Origin of the sequence: Streptomyces sp. HUAS 15-9, from assembly GCF_025642155.1 — a bacterium.
In the GTDB taxonomy this organism is placed as follows: Bacteria; Actinomycetota; Actinomycetes; order Streptomycetales; family Streptomycetaceae; genus Streptomyces.
In genome coordinates this window covers 6,349,992-6,366,505 of record NZ_CP106798.1, presented here as the reverse complement: position 1 = coordinate 6,366,505, position 16,514 = coordinate 6,349,992, and the positions used below count along the sequence as shown (strand labels likewise).

15 protein-coding genes and 1 pseudogene are annotated in these 16,514 nt (G+C 70.3%); 5 read left to right on the top strand and 11 right to left on the bottom strand.

All coding sequences use genetic code 11. From position 1 onward, the window contains the following. Positions 1-69: 69 nt before the first annotated feature. The 3 genes from N8I87_RS29550 to rimP form a co-directional block, all read right to left on the bottom strand. Positions 70-366: a YlxR family protein gene (locus N8I87_RS29550; protein ID WP_263213291.1), complete on the bottom strand. Its 297-nt coding sequence runs from the start codon at positions 364-366 to the stop codon at positions 70-72. A gap of 102 nt (positions 367-468) precedes the next feature. Continuing rightward, entirely contained in the window at positions 469-1,455 is a 987-nt protein-coding gene (gene nusA / locus N8I87_RS29545) for a transcription termination factor NusA (RefSeq protein WP_263213290.1), read from the bottom strand. A gap of 2 nt (positions 1,456-1,457) precedes the next feature. Beyond that, positions 1,458-1,961, bottom strand: a complete 504-nt coding sequence (gene rimP / locus N8I87_RS29540) for a ribosome maturation factor RimP (protein WP_263213289.1) — start codon at positions 1,959-1,961, stop codon at positions 1,458-1,460. Between the two features lie 219 nt (positions 1,962-2,180). On the opposite strand from rimP, the gene N8I87_RS29535 reads away from it, so the two are divergent. The 3 genes and pseudogenes from N8I87_RS29535 to N8I87_RS29525 all read left to right on the top strand — a co-directional run bounded on the left by N8I87_RS29535 (position 2,181) and on the right by N8I87_RS29525 (position 4,159). Further along, on the top strand, positions 2,181-2,714 hold the full coding sequence (locus N8I87_RS29535; protein ID WP_263213288.1) for a hypothetical protein: 534 nt from the start codon (positions 2,181-2,183) through the stop codon (positions 2,712-2,714). Further along, positions 2,711-3,207: pseudogene (locus N8I87_RS29530) on the top strand (ferritin-like domain-containing protein). The gene N8I87_RS29535 and the pseudogene N8I87_RS29530 overlap by 4 nt, the downstream one beginning before the upstream one ends. A gap of 43 nt (positions 3,208-3,250) precedes the next feature. Further along, positions 3,251-4,159, top strand: a complete 909-nt coding sequence (locus N8I87_RS29525) for an aminoglycoside phosphotransferase family protein (RefSeq protein ID WP_263213286.1) — start codon at positions 3,251-3,253, stop codon at positions 4,157-4,159. 152 nt (positions 4,160-4,311) lie between these two features. On the opposite strand, the gene N8I87_RS29520 is transcribed toward N8I87_RS29525, so the two are convergent. From N8I87_RS29520 to dxr, 6 genes are all read right to left on the bottom strand, one after another. After that, positions 4,312-6,015 carry a proline--tRNA ligase gene (locus tag N8I87_RS29520; RefSeq protein ID WP_263213285.1) on the bottom strand — a complete coding sequence of 568 codons (1,704 nt, stop codon included), beginning with the start codon at positions 6,013-6,015 and terminating at the stop codon, positions 4,312-4,314. Positions 6,016-6,120: 105 nt separating this feature from the next. Then, the gene (locus N8I87_RS29515) at positions 6,121-6,690 is read right to left on the bottom strand and encodes a GNAT family N-acetyltransferase (RefSeq protein ID WP_263213284.1); all 570 of its coding nucleotides are present in this window, start codon (positions 6,688-6,690) and stop codon (positions 6,121-6,123) included. 126 nt (positions 6,691-6,816) lie between these two features. Next, positions 6,817-7,665, bottom strand: a complete 849-nt coding sequence (locus N8I87_RS29510; protein WP_263213282.1) for a GNAT family N-acetyltransferase — start codon at positions 7,663-7,665, stop codon at positions 6,817-6,819. 156 nt (positions 7,666-7,821) lie between these two features. Further along, positions 7,822-8,979 carry a flavodoxin-dependent (E)-4-hydroxy-3-methylbut-2-enyl-diphosphate synthase gene (gene ispG, locus N8I87_RS29505; protein WP_263213280.1) on the bottom strand — a complete coding sequence of 386 codons (1,158 nt, stop codon included), beginning with the start codon at positions 8,977-8,979 and terminating at the stop codon, positions 7,822-7,824. Positions 8,980-9,149: 170 nt separating this feature from the next. Beyond that, the gene (locus tag N8I87_RS29500) at positions 9,150-10,439 is read right to left on the bottom strand and encodes a M50 family metallopeptidase (protein ID WP_263216728.1); all 1,290 of its coding nucleotides are present in this window, start codon (positions 10,437-10,439) and stop codon (positions 9,150-9,152) included. Positions 10,440-10,447: 8 nt separating this feature from the next. Continuing rightward, positions 10,448-11,710 carry a 1-deoxy-D-xylulose-5-phosphate reductoisomerase gene (dxr, locus tag N8I87_RS29495; protein ID WP_263213279.1) on the bottom strand — a complete coding sequence of 421 codons (1,263 nt, stop codon included), beginning with the start codon at positions 11,708-11,710 and terminating at the stop codon, positions 10,448-10,450. Positions 11,711-11,900: 190 nt separating this feature from the next. Here dxr and N8I87_RS29490 point away from each other — a divergent pair, with 190 nt between their 5' ends. Further along, the gene (locus tag N8I87_RS29490; protein ID WP_263213278.1) at positions 11,901-12,359 is read left to right on the top strand and encodes a lamin tail domain-containing protein; all 459 of its coding nucleotides are present in this window, start codon (positions 11,901-11,903) and stop codon (positions 12,357-12,359) included. 1 nt (position 12,360) lies between these two features. Here N8I87_RS29490 and N8I87_RS29485 read toward each other — a convergent pair whose 3' ends face one another. Both N8I87_RS29485 and N8I87_RS29480 read right to left on the bottom strand, forming a co-directional pair. Further along, complete coding sequence (locus tag N8I87_RS29485; protein ID WP_263213277.1) at positions 12,361-14,292, bottom strand: acyl-CoA dehydrogenase family protein; 1,932 nt, start codon at positions 14,290-14,292, stop codon at positions 12,361-12,363. Positions 14,293-14,415: 123 nt separating this feature from the next. Beyond that, positions 14,416-15,225, bottom strand: coding sequence for a GH12 family glycosyl hydrolase domain-containing protein (locus N8I87_RS29480; RefSeq protein ID WP_263213276.1), 810 nt, complete (start codon positions 15,223-15,225; stop codon positions 14,416-14,418). Positions 15,226-15,436: 211 nt separating this feature from the next. Between N8I87_RS29480 and N8I87_RS29475 the strand changes: the two genes are divergently transcribed. Next, positions 15,437-16,459 carry a LacI family DNA-binding transcriptional regulator gene (locus tag N8I87_RS29475; protein WP_263213275.1) on the top strand — a complete coding sequence of 341 codons (1,023 nt, stop codon included), beginning with the start codon at positions 15,437-15,439 and terminating at the stop codon, positions 16,457-16,459. Positions 16,460-16,514 lie beyond the last annotated feature (55 nt).

The window sequence follows — 16,514 nt, the reverse complement described above, 5'->3', positions numbered from 1 at the left end:
CATCGCAATCTCGACCTACTTCCAACTCGCGGGGTACCAGAGCCGCGCGGACGTTCCGTGCGACGCTTCTTACGGTGTTGCCTGCTCGGCAACTGTCGACTGTTCGACGTACTGGCGCAACGCCTTTGTGTCGAGCGCTCCCGGGGCGCGAAGCGCCCTCGTGAACGCCCGGCGGCGCACCGCCTGGTCGAGACAGACCAGGGCAGGGTGCACATAGGCACCCCGGCCGGGCAGCGTACCGCGAGGATCGGGGACACAGGTGTCCTTGATCGCCACGATGCGCAGCAGTTGCGTCTTGGCCGATCGCTCCCGACACCCCACACAGGTGCGTTCAGGGCATACTCGGGCGTGCATCCGGCCAGACACAGCTAAGTCTACCTCCCCGCGGCGACCTCACCCTTTTGGGTAAGGTCTCGAACAGTTGCCGCGTTGTAACCTGACGTAATCTGAGCCACCGCAGGCCGAGATCTATTCCTCGGACTGCTCCGTGTCCGGACGGATGTCGATCCGCCAGCCGGTGAGCCGGGCCGCGAGGCGGGCGTTCTGGCCCTCCTTGCCGATCGCCAGCGACAGCTGGTAGTCCGGCACGGTGACCCGGGCGGACCGGGACGCCAGGTCGACGACCTCCACCTTGGACACCCGCGCGGGCGACAGCGCGTTCGCCACCATCTCGGCCGGGTCGTCCGACCAGTCGACGATGTCGATCTTCTCGCCGTTCAGCTCGCCCATCACGTTGCGCACCCGGCCGCCCATGGGACCGATGCACGCGCCCTTGGCGTTCAGGCCCGAACGGGTGGACCGTACGGCGATCTTCGTGCGGTGACCGGCCTCACGGGCGATGGCGGCGATCTCGACGGACCCGTCGGCGATCTCCGGCACCTCCAGGGCGAAGAGCTTCTTCACCAGATTGGGATGTGTACGCGAAAGGGTGACGGACGGACCGCGCACACCCTTCGCCACCCGGACGACGTACGAGCGCAGGCGCATGCCGTGCGGGTACGTCTCCCCCGGCACCTGCTCCTGCACCGGCAGGATGGCCTCCAGCTTGCCGATGTCGACGAGCACGTTCTTGGGGTCGCGCCCCTGCTGGACCACACCGGTGACGATGTCGCCCTCGCGGCCGGCGTACTCGCCGAGCGTCGCGTCGTCCTCGGCGTCGCGCAGCCGCTGCAGGATCACCTGCTTGGCGGTGGTGGCGGCGATGCGGCCGAAGCCGGACGGGGTGTCGTCGAACTCGCGGGGCTCCTGGCCCTCTTCGAGGTCCTCGGGGTCCTCCTTCGCCCACACGGTCACATGCCCGGTCTCCCGGTTGAGCTCCACGCGCGCGTGCCGGCGGCTTCCCTCGGTGCGGTGATAGGCGATGAGGAGGGCCGACTCGATCGCCTCGACCAGCAGGTCGAAGGAGATCTCCTTCTCCCGTACCAAGCCCCGCAGGGCACTCATGTCGATGTCCACGGCTACGCCTCCTCTTCCTTCTCGTTCTTGTCCTTGCGGCTGAACTCGACCTGAACGCGCGCCCTGTCGATGTCGGGGAAGGCGAGTCTGCGGGCGGTGGCCCTGCGGCCCTTCACTCCGGGGACTTCCAGGTCGAGGCCTTCGTCGTCGACCTTCAGGATCCTGGCGACCAGTTCGCCGCCCTCGGCCAGCTGGAACTTGACCAGCCGGTCCACGGCGCGCGCATAGTGCCGGTGCTCCGTGAGGAGGCGCTCCGCGCCCGGGGTTCCGACCTCCAGGTCGTAGGCGCCCTCGCCCATCGCTTCCGTCTCGTCGAGCTTCGCCGAGAGCGCGCGGCTCACATCGGCGATCTGGTCCAGGTCCGCACCGGTGTCGGAGTCGACGACCACACGCAGCACCCGCTTGCGTCCGACCGAGTCCACGGCGATCTCTTCGAGATCCAGGCCCTGTGAGCTGACGAGCGGTTCCAGCAGTTCTCGCAGCCTCTCGCTCTGGGTGGTGCTCATCCGGGTGACTCCTCGGCCGCGTGTGCTGTTGTGGGATGGGTCGCGTGTCTGGTCAAAGGGTATCCGGTCGCGGACGGTGTTGCCGTCCACCTGCGGCCGGGCGGTGCCGATGACCGGTGCGGGGAGGTGCCGATGACTGGTGCCGGACGGGTGCGCGGGTACCGTGATCACTGGCGTGCCCGCCCCCTTCTTCGTACGAGTTCCCCGAGGACGTCTGCCGTGCCGTTCCCCCCGCTCCCGCGCACCCCCTCGGGGCCGCGCAGAAGGTCCCTGCTCGCCTCGGCCGCGGGGGCGGCCCTGCTCGTGGGCTGTTCCCCGGGCGCCGATCCGCACGGCGACACGGGCGGCGGTCCGTCGGCCACCGAGCGGGCACGCGCGCGTGCGGCCCGGGACAGTTTCGGGCTGGTGGAGCGGTACGACGCGGTGATCGCCGTACATCCGGCGCTCGCGGAGCGGCTGCGGCCGCTGCGGGCCGAGGTCGCGGCGCACGCGCAGGCGTTCACGGACGGCACGCCCACGCCCACGCCGTCGCGCTCGCCGAAGGAGTCCGGCTCGGCCTCCCCGACCGCCGCCCCGACCGTCCCGGCGGTCGAGAAGGACGCCCTCGCCGATCTCGCCGCCGCCGAGCGGTCGCTGGCCGACCGGCGGGCCAAGGCTCTCCTGGACGTCCCGGGCGAGCCGGCCCGGCTGCTGGCCTCGGTGGCGGCGGCCGGGGCGGCGCACGCGTATCTGCTGACGGAGGGTGGCAAGTGAGCGACGAGGCCGAGAACGGCGAACTGAAGGCCCTGCAGGCGGCGCTGGCCGCCGAGCACGCGGCGGTGTACGGCTACGGGGTCGTGGGCGGGCGGATCGGCAAGGAGCGGCGGTCCGAGGCGCAGGCGGCGTACGACGGCCACCGGGCCCGGCGGGACGCGCTGGTGCGCGAGGTGCGCGACCTGGGCGGCGAGCCCATCGCCGCGAGCGCCGGGTACGCACTGCCCTTCCCGGTGCCGGACTCGGCCGCGGCGGTCCGGCTCGCCGCCGAACTGGAGGACCGGGTGGCCGGGGTGTACTCCGACCTGGTGCGGGCGGCCGTGGGCGAACGGCGCGGCGCGGCCGCCGCGGCGCTGCGGGAAGCAGCGGTGCGGGCGGTGCGCTGGCGCGGGGGAGCGTAGCCTTCCCTGGTCTCGCCGAGCGGGCGGGCCAGGCGGCCGGTACGGCATCGCCCTCGGCCTCGGTCTCGGCCTCGGCGACCGCGTCGGCGTGACCGAACACGCCGCGCCGTACAGCAGGAAGGGAACGACTCGCGCATGGCTTTCGAACCGCCGCAGCGCCTGGCAAGGGCACTCGGTGAGACGGCGCCCGAAGGGGACGACTGGTTGGAGAAGCTGCCGCGGGCGGCACAACAGGCCGTCGCTCTACGCGAGTTGACCGTCGAGCGGGTGCAGGTGCCGGGCGGCCGCAGCAGCCTCGTCGTGCTGGTGCGGCAGCCGGACGGCACGCCGGCCGTGCTGAAGCTGGCCCCGCCCCGGGCCCGGCCGGAGAGCGAGCGGGCGGCGCTGCGGCACTGGGACGGCCTGGGCGCCGTACAACTGCTGGAACCCGTCGCGGCCGGGGGCGTGCTGCTGCTCGAACGACTGCATCCGGACGTGTCGCTGCGGTCGCTGCCGGAGGCGAAGGCGCTGCTGGAGGCGGCGGGGACGCTGAGACGGCTGTGGGTGGAGCCCCCGGGTGACGACGCCGCGCCTCGCTTCGAGACCGTGGCCGAACGGACCGGCCGGCAGGCGGAGGCGATGCGCGCGAGTGCCGCAACGGCTCCGCAGGCGGCACCACTGGTCGACGCGGCGCTCGCGGTCCGTGCGGAACTGCTGGCCGCACCGCCCGAGCACCGGCTGCTGCACGGCACCTTCCGGCAGAGCAAGGTCCTCGCCGGTGAACGCTCGCCGTGGCTGGCGGTGGGCCCGGACCCGGTGGTCGGCGAGTGCGCCTTCGACCTGGCTCGGCTGGTACGCGACCGCGTGGAGGACCTGATCGCCTCACCGTCGGGAGCGGCGACGACCCGCCGACGGGTCAAACGTCTCGCCGAGTCCCTGGACGTGGACCAGGAGCGGTTGCGCGGCTGGACCCTGTTCCGCGCCGTGGAGTCGGGGGTGCGAGCCCTCCGGGTGGGGCGGCCGAAGGATGCCGAGCTGTTGCTGGAGTTCGCCGGGTGGCTCTAGGGCGGCTCCGGTCGGCGGCCCAGATCCTGGCCGTGGCGCCCAGGTCGAGGCGAACGCCCTCCGGGCCGGTGTCCGTTCCGGTCGCGCGATCGAGCCGCACCCGGCGGCGGCCGTCGGTGTGACCGCCGCCGTCGGGTTCTGAGCGGTTCCGGCTACTGCGCCGTGAGGCGGGCGATCGCCTCGTCCACCGTCAGTTCCTCGCGCTCGCCCGTCTTGCGGTCCTTGAGTTCCAGGACGCCCTCGGCGGAGCGGCGGCCCGCCACCAGGATCTGGGGTACGCCGATGAGTTCGGCGTCCGTGAACTTCACGCCCGGGGAGACGCCGGCCCGGTCGTCGACCAGGACGCGCAGGCCGGCCGCCCGCAGCTTCTCGGAGACGTCCAGGGCGAGTTCGGTCTGGAGGGCCTTGCCCGCGGCGACGACGTGGACATCGGCCGGGGCGACCTCCTTGGGCCACACCAGGCCGTGCTCGTCGGCGCTCTGCTCGGCGATGGCGGCCACCGCACGGGAGACACCGATGCCGTAGGAGCCCATGGTCACGCGGACCGGCTTGCCGTTCTGGCCGAGCACATCGAGCTTGAGGGCGTCGGTGTACTTGCGGCCCAGCTGGAAGATGTGGCCGATCTCGATGGCGCGGTCGAGCTTGAGGCCGGTGCCGCACTTCGGGCACGGGTCGCCCTCCTGCACCACCACGACGTCGACGTACGTGTCCACCTCGAAGTCACGGCCCGCGACGACGTTCTTCGCGTGCGTGCTCTCCTTGTTGGCACCGGTGATCCAGGAGGTGCCGGGGGCGACGCGCGGGTCGGCGAGGTACGTGACCTTCTCCAGGCCCTGCGGGCCGACGTAGCCGCGGACCAGGTCCGGGCGTCCCGCGAAGTCGGCCTCGGTGACCATCTCGACGACCGCCGGGGCGAAGTGCGCCTCGACCTTGTCCATGTCGACCTCGCGGTCGCCCGGGACGCCGACGGCGACGATCTCGCCGTCGACCTTCACGAGGAGGTTCTTGAGGGTCGCGGAGGCCGGGACGCCGAGGTGGGCGGCGAGGGTCTCGATGGTCGGGGTGTCCGGGGTCGGGATCTCCTCGGCGGCGGGCACGCCGGTGGCGTCCACCGGCTTCAGCTCGTACGTGATCGCCTCGGTGTTGGCCGCGAAGTCGCAGTTCGGGCAGTCCGCGAAGGTGTCCTCGCCGGCCTCGGCCGGGGCGAGGAACTCCTCGGACTTGGAGCCGCCCATGGCACCGGCGGTGGCGGCACAGATGCGGTAGTCGAGGCCGAGACGCTCGAAGACCCGCTGGTAGGCCTCGCGGTGCAGGGCGTAGGACCGGGCGAGGCCCTCGTCCTCGGTGTCGAAGGAGTACGAGTCCTTCATCAGGAACTCGCGGCCGCGCAGGATGCCGGCGCGGGGGCGGGCCTCGTCACGGAACTTGGTCTGGATCTGGTAGAGGATGACCGGCAGGTCCTTGTAGGAGGACGCCTGGTCCTTCACCAGCAGGGTGAAGATCTCCTCGTGGGTCGGGCCGAGGAGGTAGTCGCCGCCCTTGCGGTCCTGCAGCCGGAACAGCTCGGCGCCGTACTCGTCCCAGCGGCCCGTCGCCTCGTACGGTTCCCTCGGCAGCAGGGCGGGGAGCGACACCTCCTGGGCGCCGATCGCGTCCATCTCCTCGCGGACGATCCGCTCCACGTTGGAGAGGACCTTCTTGCCGAGCGGCAGCCAGCTCCAGATGCCGGCCGCGGTACGGCGGACGTAGCCGGCCCGGACGAGGAGCTTGTGGCTGAGGACCTCGGCGTCCGCCGGGTCGTCGCGCAGCGTCTTCGCCATCAACTGGGACATGCGCTGGACCGGTGCGTTCGCCATGGTTCTCGTACTCCTGCCGGGAAAGGGTGATGGCAAGGAGGTTAGCCGGGCTTGCTGTGCCGGTGGAAATCGGTTAGGGCCTGCCCGGGATCCGCCGGGCAGGCCCTAACGACGGCGTAGGGGCAGCGGGGCGCCCATCACCGCGTACGGCTTGGGGGCGCTGGGGAAGAGGACCTGGCGGGCCAGGTCCTGGTAGCCCAGGGAGTGGTAGAGGCCGCGGGCGGGGCTGTCGGTGTCGATCGCCGAGAGGATCGAGCGGGGTTCGGTGGCGCCGTCGGTGATCGTGGTGATCAGGGCGCGGCCGATGCCGCGGTTCTGGTAGCGCGGGTGGACGTGAAGCTCGGTGATCACGAAGGAGTCGTCGAGCCATTCGTCGTGGCCCTGGGCGCGCAGATAGGGCTCCACGACGGTGGACCACCAGTGGGCGCGGTCGTTGGGCATGCCGTACACGAATCCGGCGAGGCCGCCGTCGGGGGTGGTGGCCCCGAGGGCGCGGGCTCCCGGGTAGGTCATGTGGCGCAGGACGATCTGACGGCGTACGGCGACCTCGTCCGCGCCGAGCCCGAAGGCGACGGCCTGGACGGCGAGGGCCTCGTCGACGCGGGCCGGCAGGTCGAGCGGGCCGATCACGATGTCCTCGTGATGGCGGTGCCCGTGACCGGGAAAGCGCAGCATGCGGGGAGACTACAGGTCTCGCACCGGGCCTTGAACTGCACTGTGGAGCACGGCTGGATCACGCCGCGCAGGAGCCGGAAGCAGGTGCGGGAAGCGGGAGTGGGAGGCAGGAGCTGGAAGCTGGAGCTAGAACAGGATGCTCATGAACGCGCCGACCTCCTGGAACCCCACTCTTCGGTAGGTCCGCCTGGCCGCCGTGTTGTAGTCGTTGACGTACAGGCTCACCATCGGCGCCACGTCCGCCAGCGCATACCGCAGCACCGCCGCCATGCCCGGCGCCGCCAGCCCCTTCCCCCGGTGCTCGGGGGCCACCCACACGCCCTGGATCTGGCAGGCCTGGGTGGTCGCCGCGCCGATCTCCGCCTTGAAGACGACCTTGCCGCTCTGGTCGATGCGGGCGAAGGAGCGCCCGGAGCCGACGAGTTCGGCGACCCGGGCCTGGTAGAGCAGCCCGCCGTCACCGGCCAGCGGGGAGACGCCGACCTCCTCGGTGAACATCGCCACGCACGCCGGCATGATCGTTTCCATCTCGTCCTTGCGGATGCGGCGGACGTAGGGATCCGGGGCGATGCCGACGGGCATGCGGTCGGTGACCATGAGCGGCTGGCGGGCGCGGACCTCGCGGGCCGGGCCCCAGTGCGGCTCGAGAAGGCGCCATAGTTCGGAGGTGGACTCGGCGGGGCCGACGATGGAGGAGCAGCGGCGGCCGGCCCTGCGCGCGCGGTCCGCGAAGGCGCGTACGGCCCTCGGGGTGGCGCAGATGGGGACGAGGTTGGCGCCCGCGTAGCACAGGGACGTCAGCATGCCGTCCTCGTACCAGCCCCACATCTCGCCCCCGAGCCGCCACGGGTCGAGGCCGGCGATCTGGACCCGGGAGGTCACGAAGGCATTCGCGACGGGCTCGCGGTCGAGGACCGCGAGCGCCGCGTCCAGGTCGCTCGGTTCGAGCACCCGAGAGGTGGTCTGGGTCAACACGTGCGGGGCCTCACCCTGGGGGTTCTGCTGATCTCCGCACTATAGCTGCGCTGCTTTGGCTGTGCGCCTCCTAGCTCGGGGGCTGTGCTTCGCCGGCGAGTGCGGGTCCGTTGTGGCTGGTCACGCAGTTCCCCGCGCCCCTCAAGGCGCTGCAGTTCAGCCCGCCACCGACACCGACGGTTCGCCCGACGCGGTGCCCTCCGCCTCCATCTTCTCGGCCAGCTTCATGGCCTCCTCGATGAGGGTCTCGACGATCTTGGACTCGGGCACCGTCTTGATGACCTCGCCCTTGACGAAGATCTGGCCCTTGCCGTTGCCGGAGGCGACGCCGAGGTCGGCCTCGCGGGCCTCGCCGGGGCCGTTGACGACGCAGCCCATGACGGCGACGCGCAGCGGGACCTCCATGCCGGTCAGGCCCGCCGTGACCTCCTCGGCCAGCTTGTAGACGTCGACCTGGGCGCGGCCGCAGGACGGGCAGGAGACGATCTCCAGGCCGCGCTGCCGGAGGTTGAGGGACTCCAGGATCTGGTTGCCGACCTTGACCTCCTCGACGGGAGGCGCCGACAGGGAGACGCGGATCGTGTCGCCGATGCCCTGGCTGAGCAGCGCCCCGAAGGCCACCGCCGACTTGATGGTGCCCTGGAAGGCCGGGCCCGCCTCGGTCACGCCGAGGTGGAGCGGGTAGTCGCACTGGGCGGCGAGCTGCCGGTACGCCTCGATCATCACGACCGGGTCGTTGTGCTTGACGGAGATCTTGATGTCCCGGAAGTCGTGCTCCTCGAAGAGGGACGCCTCCCACAGGGCCGACTCGACGAGCGCCTCCGGGGTGGCCTTGCCGTACTTCTGGAGGAGCCGGCGGTCGAGGGAGCCCGCGTTCACACCGATGCGGATCGGGGTGCCGTGGTCCTTCGCCGCCGTGGCGATCTCCTTGACCTTGTCGTCGAACTGCTTGATGTTGCCGGGGTTGACCCGGACCGCCGCGCAGCCCGCCTCGATGGCGGCGAAGACGTACTTCGGCTGGAAGTGGATGTCCGCGATCACCGGGATCTGCGACTTGCGGGCGATGGCGGAGAGCGCGTCGGCGTCGTCCTGGGTGGGGCAGGCGACGCGGACGATCTGGCAGCCGGACGCGGTCAGCTCGGCGATCTGCTGGAGGGTGGCGCCGACGTCGGACGTACGGGTCGTGGTCATGGACTGCACCGACACCGGCGCGTCTCCACCGACCGCCACGGAGCCGACCATGATCTGCCGGCTCTTGCGGCGCTCGGCGAGCGTGGTCGGAACGGACGGCATGCCGAGAGAAATCGCAGTCATCTGCTGTGCAACCCCAAGTCGTGGATCAAGGTCCGGTCCCGTGACCGGCGGGCTCCAGGCTTCGAGATTACGGCACCGGCGAAGGCCCGAGCACATCCCACCCGGTTAAACCCACTCGGTGGAAGGCGGCCCGGAGCACAGGGCTGCGGGCCGCCTCGAACGTGGCGTGGCTAGGAGATTTTCACCGGGTTGACCACGTCCGCGATCAGCACCAGGATCGTGAAGCAGATGAAGATCCCGGCCACTACGTAGGCCACCGGCATCAGCTTGGCGACGTCGAACGGACCGGGGTCCGGGCGGCGCAGCACCTTGGCCAGGTGACGGCGGACGGACTCCCACAGGGCGCCCGCGATGTGCCCGCCGTCCAGCGGGAGCAGCGGGAGCATGTTGAAGAGGAACAGGGAGAGGTTGAAGCCGGCGACCAGCATCAGGGCCATGGCCAGCTGCTGGGTCGGCGGGATGTCCAGCGTGAAGATCTCGCCGCCGACGCGGGCCGCGCCGACCACGCCCATCGGGGAGTCGGGCTGGCGGGGGGCGCCGTCGAAGGCCGCGTTCCACAGGGCCGGGATCTTGCCGGGCAGGCCCGCGATGGAGTCGACGGCCTCGCCGAGCCGGTCGCCCATCCAGGTCAGGGACTGGCCGAAGTCCTGGCGGACGACGCCGCTCGCGGCGCTGAAGCCGAGGAAGCCGGCGTAGGTGTAGCCGTCGATGATCTGCCCGTGGGCGTCCTTCTTGGCGACCTTGTTCCGGACAAGCTTGGCCTGCAGGGTCACCTCGTGGCCCTTGCGCTCGACGACCATGGACACGTTCTTGTCCGGGTTGGCCCGGATCAGGTCGGAGAGCTGGTTCCAGCTGTCGGTCTTCACCCCGTTGAAGGAGACGATCTTGTCACCGGCCTTCAGTCCCGCTGCCGCCGCCGGGGATTCGGGGTCGGACTTCTTGCACGTGTCGCGCTTCTCGGTCTGTGCGATCACGCACTGGGAGACGGAGCTGACGGTCGTCGTCTGCTGGGAGATGCCGAAGCCCATCAGGACCGTGAGGAACAGGGCGACCGCGAGGATCAGGTTCATGAAGGGGCCCGCGAACATCACGATGACGCGCTTCCAGGGCGCGCGCGTGTAGAAGAGGCGGGTCTCGTCGCCCGGCTTGAGCTCCTCGAAGGCGGCCGAGCGGGCGTCCTCGATCATGCTGCGCCAGGGCGAGGTGGAGCGCGCGGTGATGCGTCCGTCCTCGCCGGGCGGGAACATGCCGATCATCCGGATGTAGCCACCCGCCGGGATCCCCTTGATCCCGTACTCCGTCTCGCCCTTCTTCCGCGACCAGATGGTGGGGCCGAAGCCGACCATGTACTGCGGTACGCGGATGCCGAAGAGCTTGGCGGTGGACAGATGCCCCAGCTCGTGCCAGGCGATCGAGACCAGCAGGCCGAGCACGAAGACGACTATGCCGAGGATCATCATCAGGGCTGTCATGCACGCGCCTCCGCGGTCGCCGTGTGTGCTGTCAGATCCCGGGCCCGGGCCCGTGCCCAGGTCTCCGCTTCGAGGACGTCCGACACCGTGAGTGGAGTTCCCGTTCCGGGCGTTCCGTGCTCCTCGACCACCCGTGTGACGGTCTCCATGATCCCGTTGAAGGGCAGGGCACCGGCACGGAACGCCTCGACGCACTCTTCGTTGGCCGCATTGAACACCGCGGGTGCGGTGCCCGCGAGCTGTCCGACGTGCCGGGCGAGGTCGACCGACGGGAAGGCCTGGTTGTCCAGGGGGAAGAACTCCCAGGTCGAGGCCTTGCTCCAGTCGAAGGCGGGCGCCGCGTCCGGTACCCGTTCGGGCCAGCCGAGACCGATGGCGATCGGCCCACGCATATCGGGGGGCGTCGCCTGGGCGAGTGTGGATCCGTCGGTGAACTCAACCATCGAGTGGACATACGACTGCGGGTGCACGACAACCTCAATGCGGTCGAAGGGAATGTCGTACAGCAGGTGTGCCTCGATGACCTCCAGGCCCTTGTTGACGAGGGTCGCGGAGTTGATCGTGATGACCGGGCCCATGGCCCAGGTGGGGTGCGCGAGGGCGTCCTCGACGGTCACCCGTGCCAGCTCCCCCTTCGTACGGCCGCGGAACGGGCCGCCGGAGGCGGTGACGACCAGCTTGCGCACATCCGCGCGGGCACCGGCGGCCAGCGCCTGGAAGAGCGCGGCGTGCTCGGAGTCGACCGGGATGATCTGGCCGGGCTTGGCGAGCGCCTTGACCAGCGGGCCGCCCACGATGAGCGACTCCTTGTTGGCGAGCGCGAGGGTGCGGCCCGCCTCCAGGGCGGCGAGGGTCGGGGCGAGGCCGATGGAGCCGGTGATGCCGTTGAGGACGGTGTGACAGTCGGAGGAGGCCAGGTGGGTGGCGGCGTCCGGCCCGGCGAGGATCTCGGGGAGCGCCTCCCCGACGCCGTACTGCGCGGAGAGCGCCTCGCGCAGTGCCGGTACGACGTCCTCGCGGGCGACCGCGACGGTCCGCACCCGCAGCCGGTACGCCTGCTCGGCGAGGAGGGCCACCCGTCCGCCGTTGGCGGACAGGGCGGTGACCCGGAAACGGTCGGGGTTGCGCAGCACGAGGTCGATGGCCTGGGTGCCGATGGACCCGGTGGAGCCGAGGATCACCACGTCCTTGGGGCCTTCCCCGGCGAGGGGGTCGTAGACGAGGTGCGGGTCGGCGAGGGGCGCTGGACTGTCGCTCATCCCCCCATTGTTGCCGCAACCGGTGTCCGGCAGGGCAAGCGCGTCCCTCGGGCGGGTGCCTTATCAGCTCTCGTTGCCGATTGAGGCGAAATCACCTTTGTGAAGCTGACGTGAAGACCTTGTGATAACACTTCTGTTCTGGCCGGTCGGACAACCGGCCCGCGGACGACATCCTTGGGGGGATCTCTCCATGCGTACCCTGCGCATACGCACTGCCCTGCCCGCTCTCGCGGGCGCGGCGCTGCTCACCGGCACCCTGCTCAGCAGCCCGGCCGAGGCCGCCGGCGGCGTGGTCATCCATCACGTCTGGTTCGACAGCCCCGGCTCGGACACCGGGTCCAACACGAGCCTGAACGGCGAGTGGGTGCAGATCAAGAACACCAGCGCCTCGGCGATCTCCCTCAGGGGCTGGATCCTGAAGGACGCCTCCAACCACAGGTACATATTCCCGAACGTCAGGATCGGCGCCGGGAAGTACATGAAGATCCACACCGGCAGGGGCACGGACACCGCGTCGAACAAGTACCAGGGCCGACGCGCCTACGTGTGGAACAACACCAGCGACACGGCGACGCTGACCAAGGCGAGCGGCGCCAAGGTCGACTCCTGCTCCTGGACGACGCGGGATCCGAGCGACAAGTACTGCTGACCTACCGGATGGGGCGGTGCACGTTCTCCCGCGTGCTCGGGCCCGGGGTCGCGTCGGCGATCCACGGGCCCTCGCCCGAGGGGTCGACGATCCCCCGCTCCAGCCACTCGTAGTCGCCGCCGAGGACACCCTTGACGATCTTCCGGTCGTTGTCGTCGGTGTTGCTCCACAGGCGGCCGAAGAGCTCGTCGACCCGGATGCGGGACTGCCTGCAGAAGGCGTCGGCGAGCCGGTAGGCCTCGCGGCCGTGGTCGCCCTGGCCGCGCAGGAGCTCGGCCCGGACACAGGCCGCGCTCATCGCGAACAGCTCGGCGCCGATGTCCACGATCCGGCCCAGGAAGACCTGCTTGGTCTCCATCCGGCCCTGCCAGCGGGACATGGCGTAGAAGGTGGAGCGGGCCAGCTTGCGGGCGTGCCGCTCGACGTACCTCAGATGCGGGGCGAGGTCCACTCCGTACTTGAACCGGCCGTAGGAGGAGGGGAGCTGGCCGGGCCCGGCGACCAGCTTGGGCAGCCACTTGGCGTAGAAGACGCCCGCGTTCGCGCCGGCCTTCGCCTTGTCCGACAGGGACTTCTCGGGGTCGATGAGGTCGCCGGCGACCGAGAGGTGGGCGTCGACGGCCTCGCGCGCGATCAGCAGGTGCATGATCTCGGTGGAGCCCTCGAAGATCCGGTTGATGCGCAGGTCGCGCAGGATCTGCTCGGCGGGGACCGCGCGCTCGCCACGGGCCGCGAGCGACTCGGCCGTCTCGAAGCCGCGGCCGCCGCGGATCTGCACCAGCTCGTCCGCCATCAGCCAGCCCATCTCGGAGGCGAACAGCTTGGCGAGCGCGCCCTCGATGCGGATGTCGTTGCGGTTCTCGTCGGCCATCTGGCACGACAGCTCGCTCACGGCCTCCAGCGCGAAGGTGGTGGCCGCGATGAAGGAGATCTTCGACCCGACCGCCTCGTGCTGGGCGATCGGCTTGCCCCACTGCTCGCGCGCCGCGGACCACTCCCGGGCGATCTTCAAAGCCCACTTGCCCGCGGCGACGCACGAGGCGGGCAGCGACAGCCGCCCGGTGTTCAGCGTGGTCAGCGCGATCTTCAGGCCCGCGCCCTCCGGCCCGACCCGGTTGGCGGCGGGCACCCGGACCTGGTGGAAGCGGGTGACGCCGTTCTCGATGCCGCGCAGTCCCATGAAGCAGTTGCGGTTCTCCACGGTGATGCCGGGCGAGTTGGTCTCCACGATGAAGGCCGTGATGCCGCCCTTGTGGCCGTCGCTCTTCGGCACCCGGGCCATGACCACCAGCAGGTCGGCGACCACGCCGTTGGTGGTCCACAGCTTGACCCCGTCGAGGACGTAGTCGTCCCCGTCGGGCACCGCGGTCGTGGCCAGGCGGGCGGGGTCGGAGCCGACATCGGGCTCGGTGAGCAGGAAGGCGCTGATGTCGGTGCGGGCGCAGCGCGGCAGGAAGGCGTCCTTCTGCTCCTGCGTGCCGAACAGCTTCAGCGGCTGCGGTACGCCGATCGACTGGTGCGCCGAGAGCAGCACGCCGACCGCGGGGCAGGCCGAGCCGACCAGCGCGAGCGCCTTGTTGTAGTACACCTGGGTGAGGCCGAGCCCGCCGTACTTGGTGTCGATCTTCATGCCGAGGGCGCCGAGCTCCTTGAGCCCGTCGATGACCTCGTCCGGGATCCGCGCCTCGCGCTCGATGCGGGCCGAGTCGATCCGTGTCTCGCAGAAGTCGCGCAGTTTGGCGAGGAACTCCTCGCCGCGCTGCATGTCCTCGTCCGCCGGGAGCGGATGAGGGTGGATGAGGTCGAGCCGGAAGCGGCCGAGGAACAGTTCCTTGGCGAAGCTGGGCTTGCGCCAGTCCTGTTCCCGGGCGGCCTCCGCGACCTGACGGGCCTCCCGCTCGGTGACCGTGGGTTTGGTGATGGGGGCGGACATGAGGCTCACCTCGCCGCGAATAGGGTTGTAGGGGACCGTTCGCTACTGGCCAGTGCTACTGGATCGTTGGTACCCGAAACGGGCCGCCCCCACCAGTCCTCGCGCGCCCGATCGACGCGTTTATCAGCCGATGTCGACGGAGTACGACTTCGTGTCGAGCCGCCCGGAGCCCTTGAACACCTCGGTCCCGGACTCGATGCCGGAGACGTACTTGTCATTGCTCATCAGCTTGCGCCGAACGAGTGCCTGGGTGAAGTCGTCGAGGTTCAGTGTGGCGCTGGTGGTGTTGGTGCGCCGGACGAAGGAGTAGACGTTCCAGCCGATGTTGCCCCGGTAGATGTCCCACATGGAGCCGCCCAGGCTGACGCTGCCGTACTTGGTGCCCAGCGGTCCCGCGCCGCCCTGGCGGTTCAGCCAGATCATGACCTCGTCGGTGGGCCGGTCCTGCCAGTCCGCGGTGCTCTTGGCGTGCAGCCACAGGTCGTAGGCCACGTTCATGGTGCCGGGGTTCGAACCGACCGAGAAGCTCCACTTGGCGGTGACCTTCTTGCGGTCGCCGACCCGGATCGGCAGCCCGGTGCTCGCCTTGTCGGCCTTCCAGCCCCAGTGCCAGCCCAGGACCGTACTGGCGTACGACTTCACGTCCGAGTCGGTGCCCTTGGCGCTGTTCGCCCAGCTGTAGCTGGTGCCCCAGGAGATCGTCGAGCCGCTTCGGGAGTTGTCCCAGACGCACTGGGTGCCGGTGCCCTTGTCCTGGCCCCACAGGTTGTTGTTCACGTAGTACTTGCCGAGCGCGATGGTGTCGAAGGCCGCGCACTTCTTGCTCGACTCGCCGGCCTGCGCCACGGTGACGCCCGCGGCGGCCGCCAGGGCGACCGAGGCCGCGACGAGCGTCTTCGCCTTCGTGGACAGGCGCGGTCTGCGGTGTTGCATCAGGGGTCCTTCCGAGGGACGGTTCGTGTGCCGCCCGTGTGTGGTCGCCACCCGGCCGAAAGGTTGCCGCCCTCTCGCCACGGCAAAAACTGTCGAAGCGCTTCGACAACCTATGGACACCCACCCCGCTGAAGCTACTGTCGAGACACCCTCACTCACCCTTGTCAGCAATGCGCACTGTCGAAGCGCTTCACAAACCTTGGAGAGCTGGATGGTCACCCTCGCCGAGGTCGCCCAGCACGCCGGAGTCTCCGCGAGCACGGTGAGCTATGTCCTCAGCGGCAAGCGGTCCATCTCCGCCATCACCCGGCAGCGGGTCGAGCAGAGCATCCGGGAGCTCGGCTACCACCCGAACGCGGGCGCCCGCGCCCTGGCCAGCAGCCGGTCGAACATCATCGCGCTGATGATTCCGCTGCGGACCGACATGTACGTGCCGGTGATGATGGAGATCGCCATCGCGGTGGCCACCACGGCCCGCACCCACGGGTACGACGTCCTGCTGCTCACCGGCGAGGAGGGGCCGGACGCGGTGCGCCGGGTCACCGGCAGCGGGCTCGCCGACGCGATGATCCTGATGGACGTCGAACTGGAGGACGAGCGGCTCCCGCTGCTACGAGGCACCGACCAGCCGTCCGTCCTCATCGGGCTGCCCGTCGACACCACCGGTCTGACCTGCGTCGACCTGGACTTCGCGGCGACGGGCGCCCTGTGCGTCGAACACCTGGCCAAGCTCGGTCACCGCGACATCGCCGTCGTCGGAGAGGCGCCCGCGGTCTACGAACGGCACACCGGCTTCGCCGAGCGCACCCTCGACGGACTCCGTTCCCGCGCTCGGGAGCTGGGCCTTCGGGTGCTGCACCGCCCATGCGAGGGCGGGTACGACGCGATGGCCGTCACCCTCGCCCGGATCTTCGACGAGCGTCCGGGCACCACCGGGTTCGTCATGCAGAACGAGTCCGCGGTCGAGCCGCTGCTCGCCCTGCTGCGCCAGCAGGGCCGGGCCGTGCCCGAGGACGTGTCCGTGGTCGCGATCTGCCCGGAGCAGGTCGCCGTCCAGGCGTCGGCGCGGCTGACGTCCGTGGCCATCCCCGCCCAGGAGATGGGCCGGTACGCCGTGGAGCATCTGGTGGCCAAGCTCGACGGCCGCGGAACCGACGAAGTCGTGCTGATCGCACCCGAGTTGACGGTGCGAGCCAGCTCGGGTCCGGCCCCGGCCGCCCCCGCCTCCTCCTGACCAGCCCTCGCTGCCCTGCGGGGCACCTCATGTCGTTTCGGGAGCACCCTTCGTG

Coding starts and splice junctions, on each gene's coding strand:
- N8I87_RS29475 (WP_263213275.1), top strand. CDS start 15,437: ATGGTCACCCTCGCCGAGGTCGCCCAGCACGCCGGAGTCTCCGCGAGC.
- N8I87_RS29500 (WP_263216728.1), bottom strand. CDS start 10,439: ATGATGATCCTCGGCATAGTCGTCTTCGTGCTCGGCCTGCTGGTCTCG.
- dxr (WP_263213279.1), bottom strand. CDS start 11,710: ATGAGCGACAGTCCAGCGCCCCTCGCCGACCCGCACCTCGTCTACGAC.
- N8I87_RS29520 (WP_263213285.1), bottom strand. CDS start 6,015: ATGGCGAACGCACCGGTCCAGCGCATGTCCCAGTTGATGGCGAAGACG.
- N8I87_RS29515 (WP_263213284.1), bottom strand. CDS start 6,690: ATGCTGCGCTTTCCCGGTCACGGGCACCGCCATCACGAGGACATCGTG.
- rimP (WP_263213289.1), bottom strand. CDS start 1,961: ATGAGCACCACCCAGAGCGAGAGGCTGCGAGAACTGCTGGAACCGCTC.
- N8I87_RS29490 (WP_263213278.1), top strand. CDS start 11,901: ATGCGTACCCTGCGCATACGCACTGCCCTGCCCGCTCTCGCGGGCGCG.
- N8I87_RS29480 (WP_263213276.1), bottom strand. CDS start 15,225: ATGCAACACCGCAGACCGCGCCTGTCCACGAAGGCGAAGACGCTCGTC.
- ispG (WP_263213280.1), bottom strand. CDS start 8,979: ATGACTGCGATTTCTCTCGGCATGCCGTCCGTTCCGACCACGCTCGCC.
- N8I87_RS29485 (WP_263213277.1), bottom strand. CDS start 14,292: ATGTCCGCCCCCATCACCAAACCCACGGTCACCGAGCGGGAGGCCCGT.
- N8I87_RS29525 (WP_263213286.1), top strand. CDS start 3,251: ATGGCTTTCGAACCGCCGCAGCGCCTGGCAAGGGCACTCGGTGAGACG.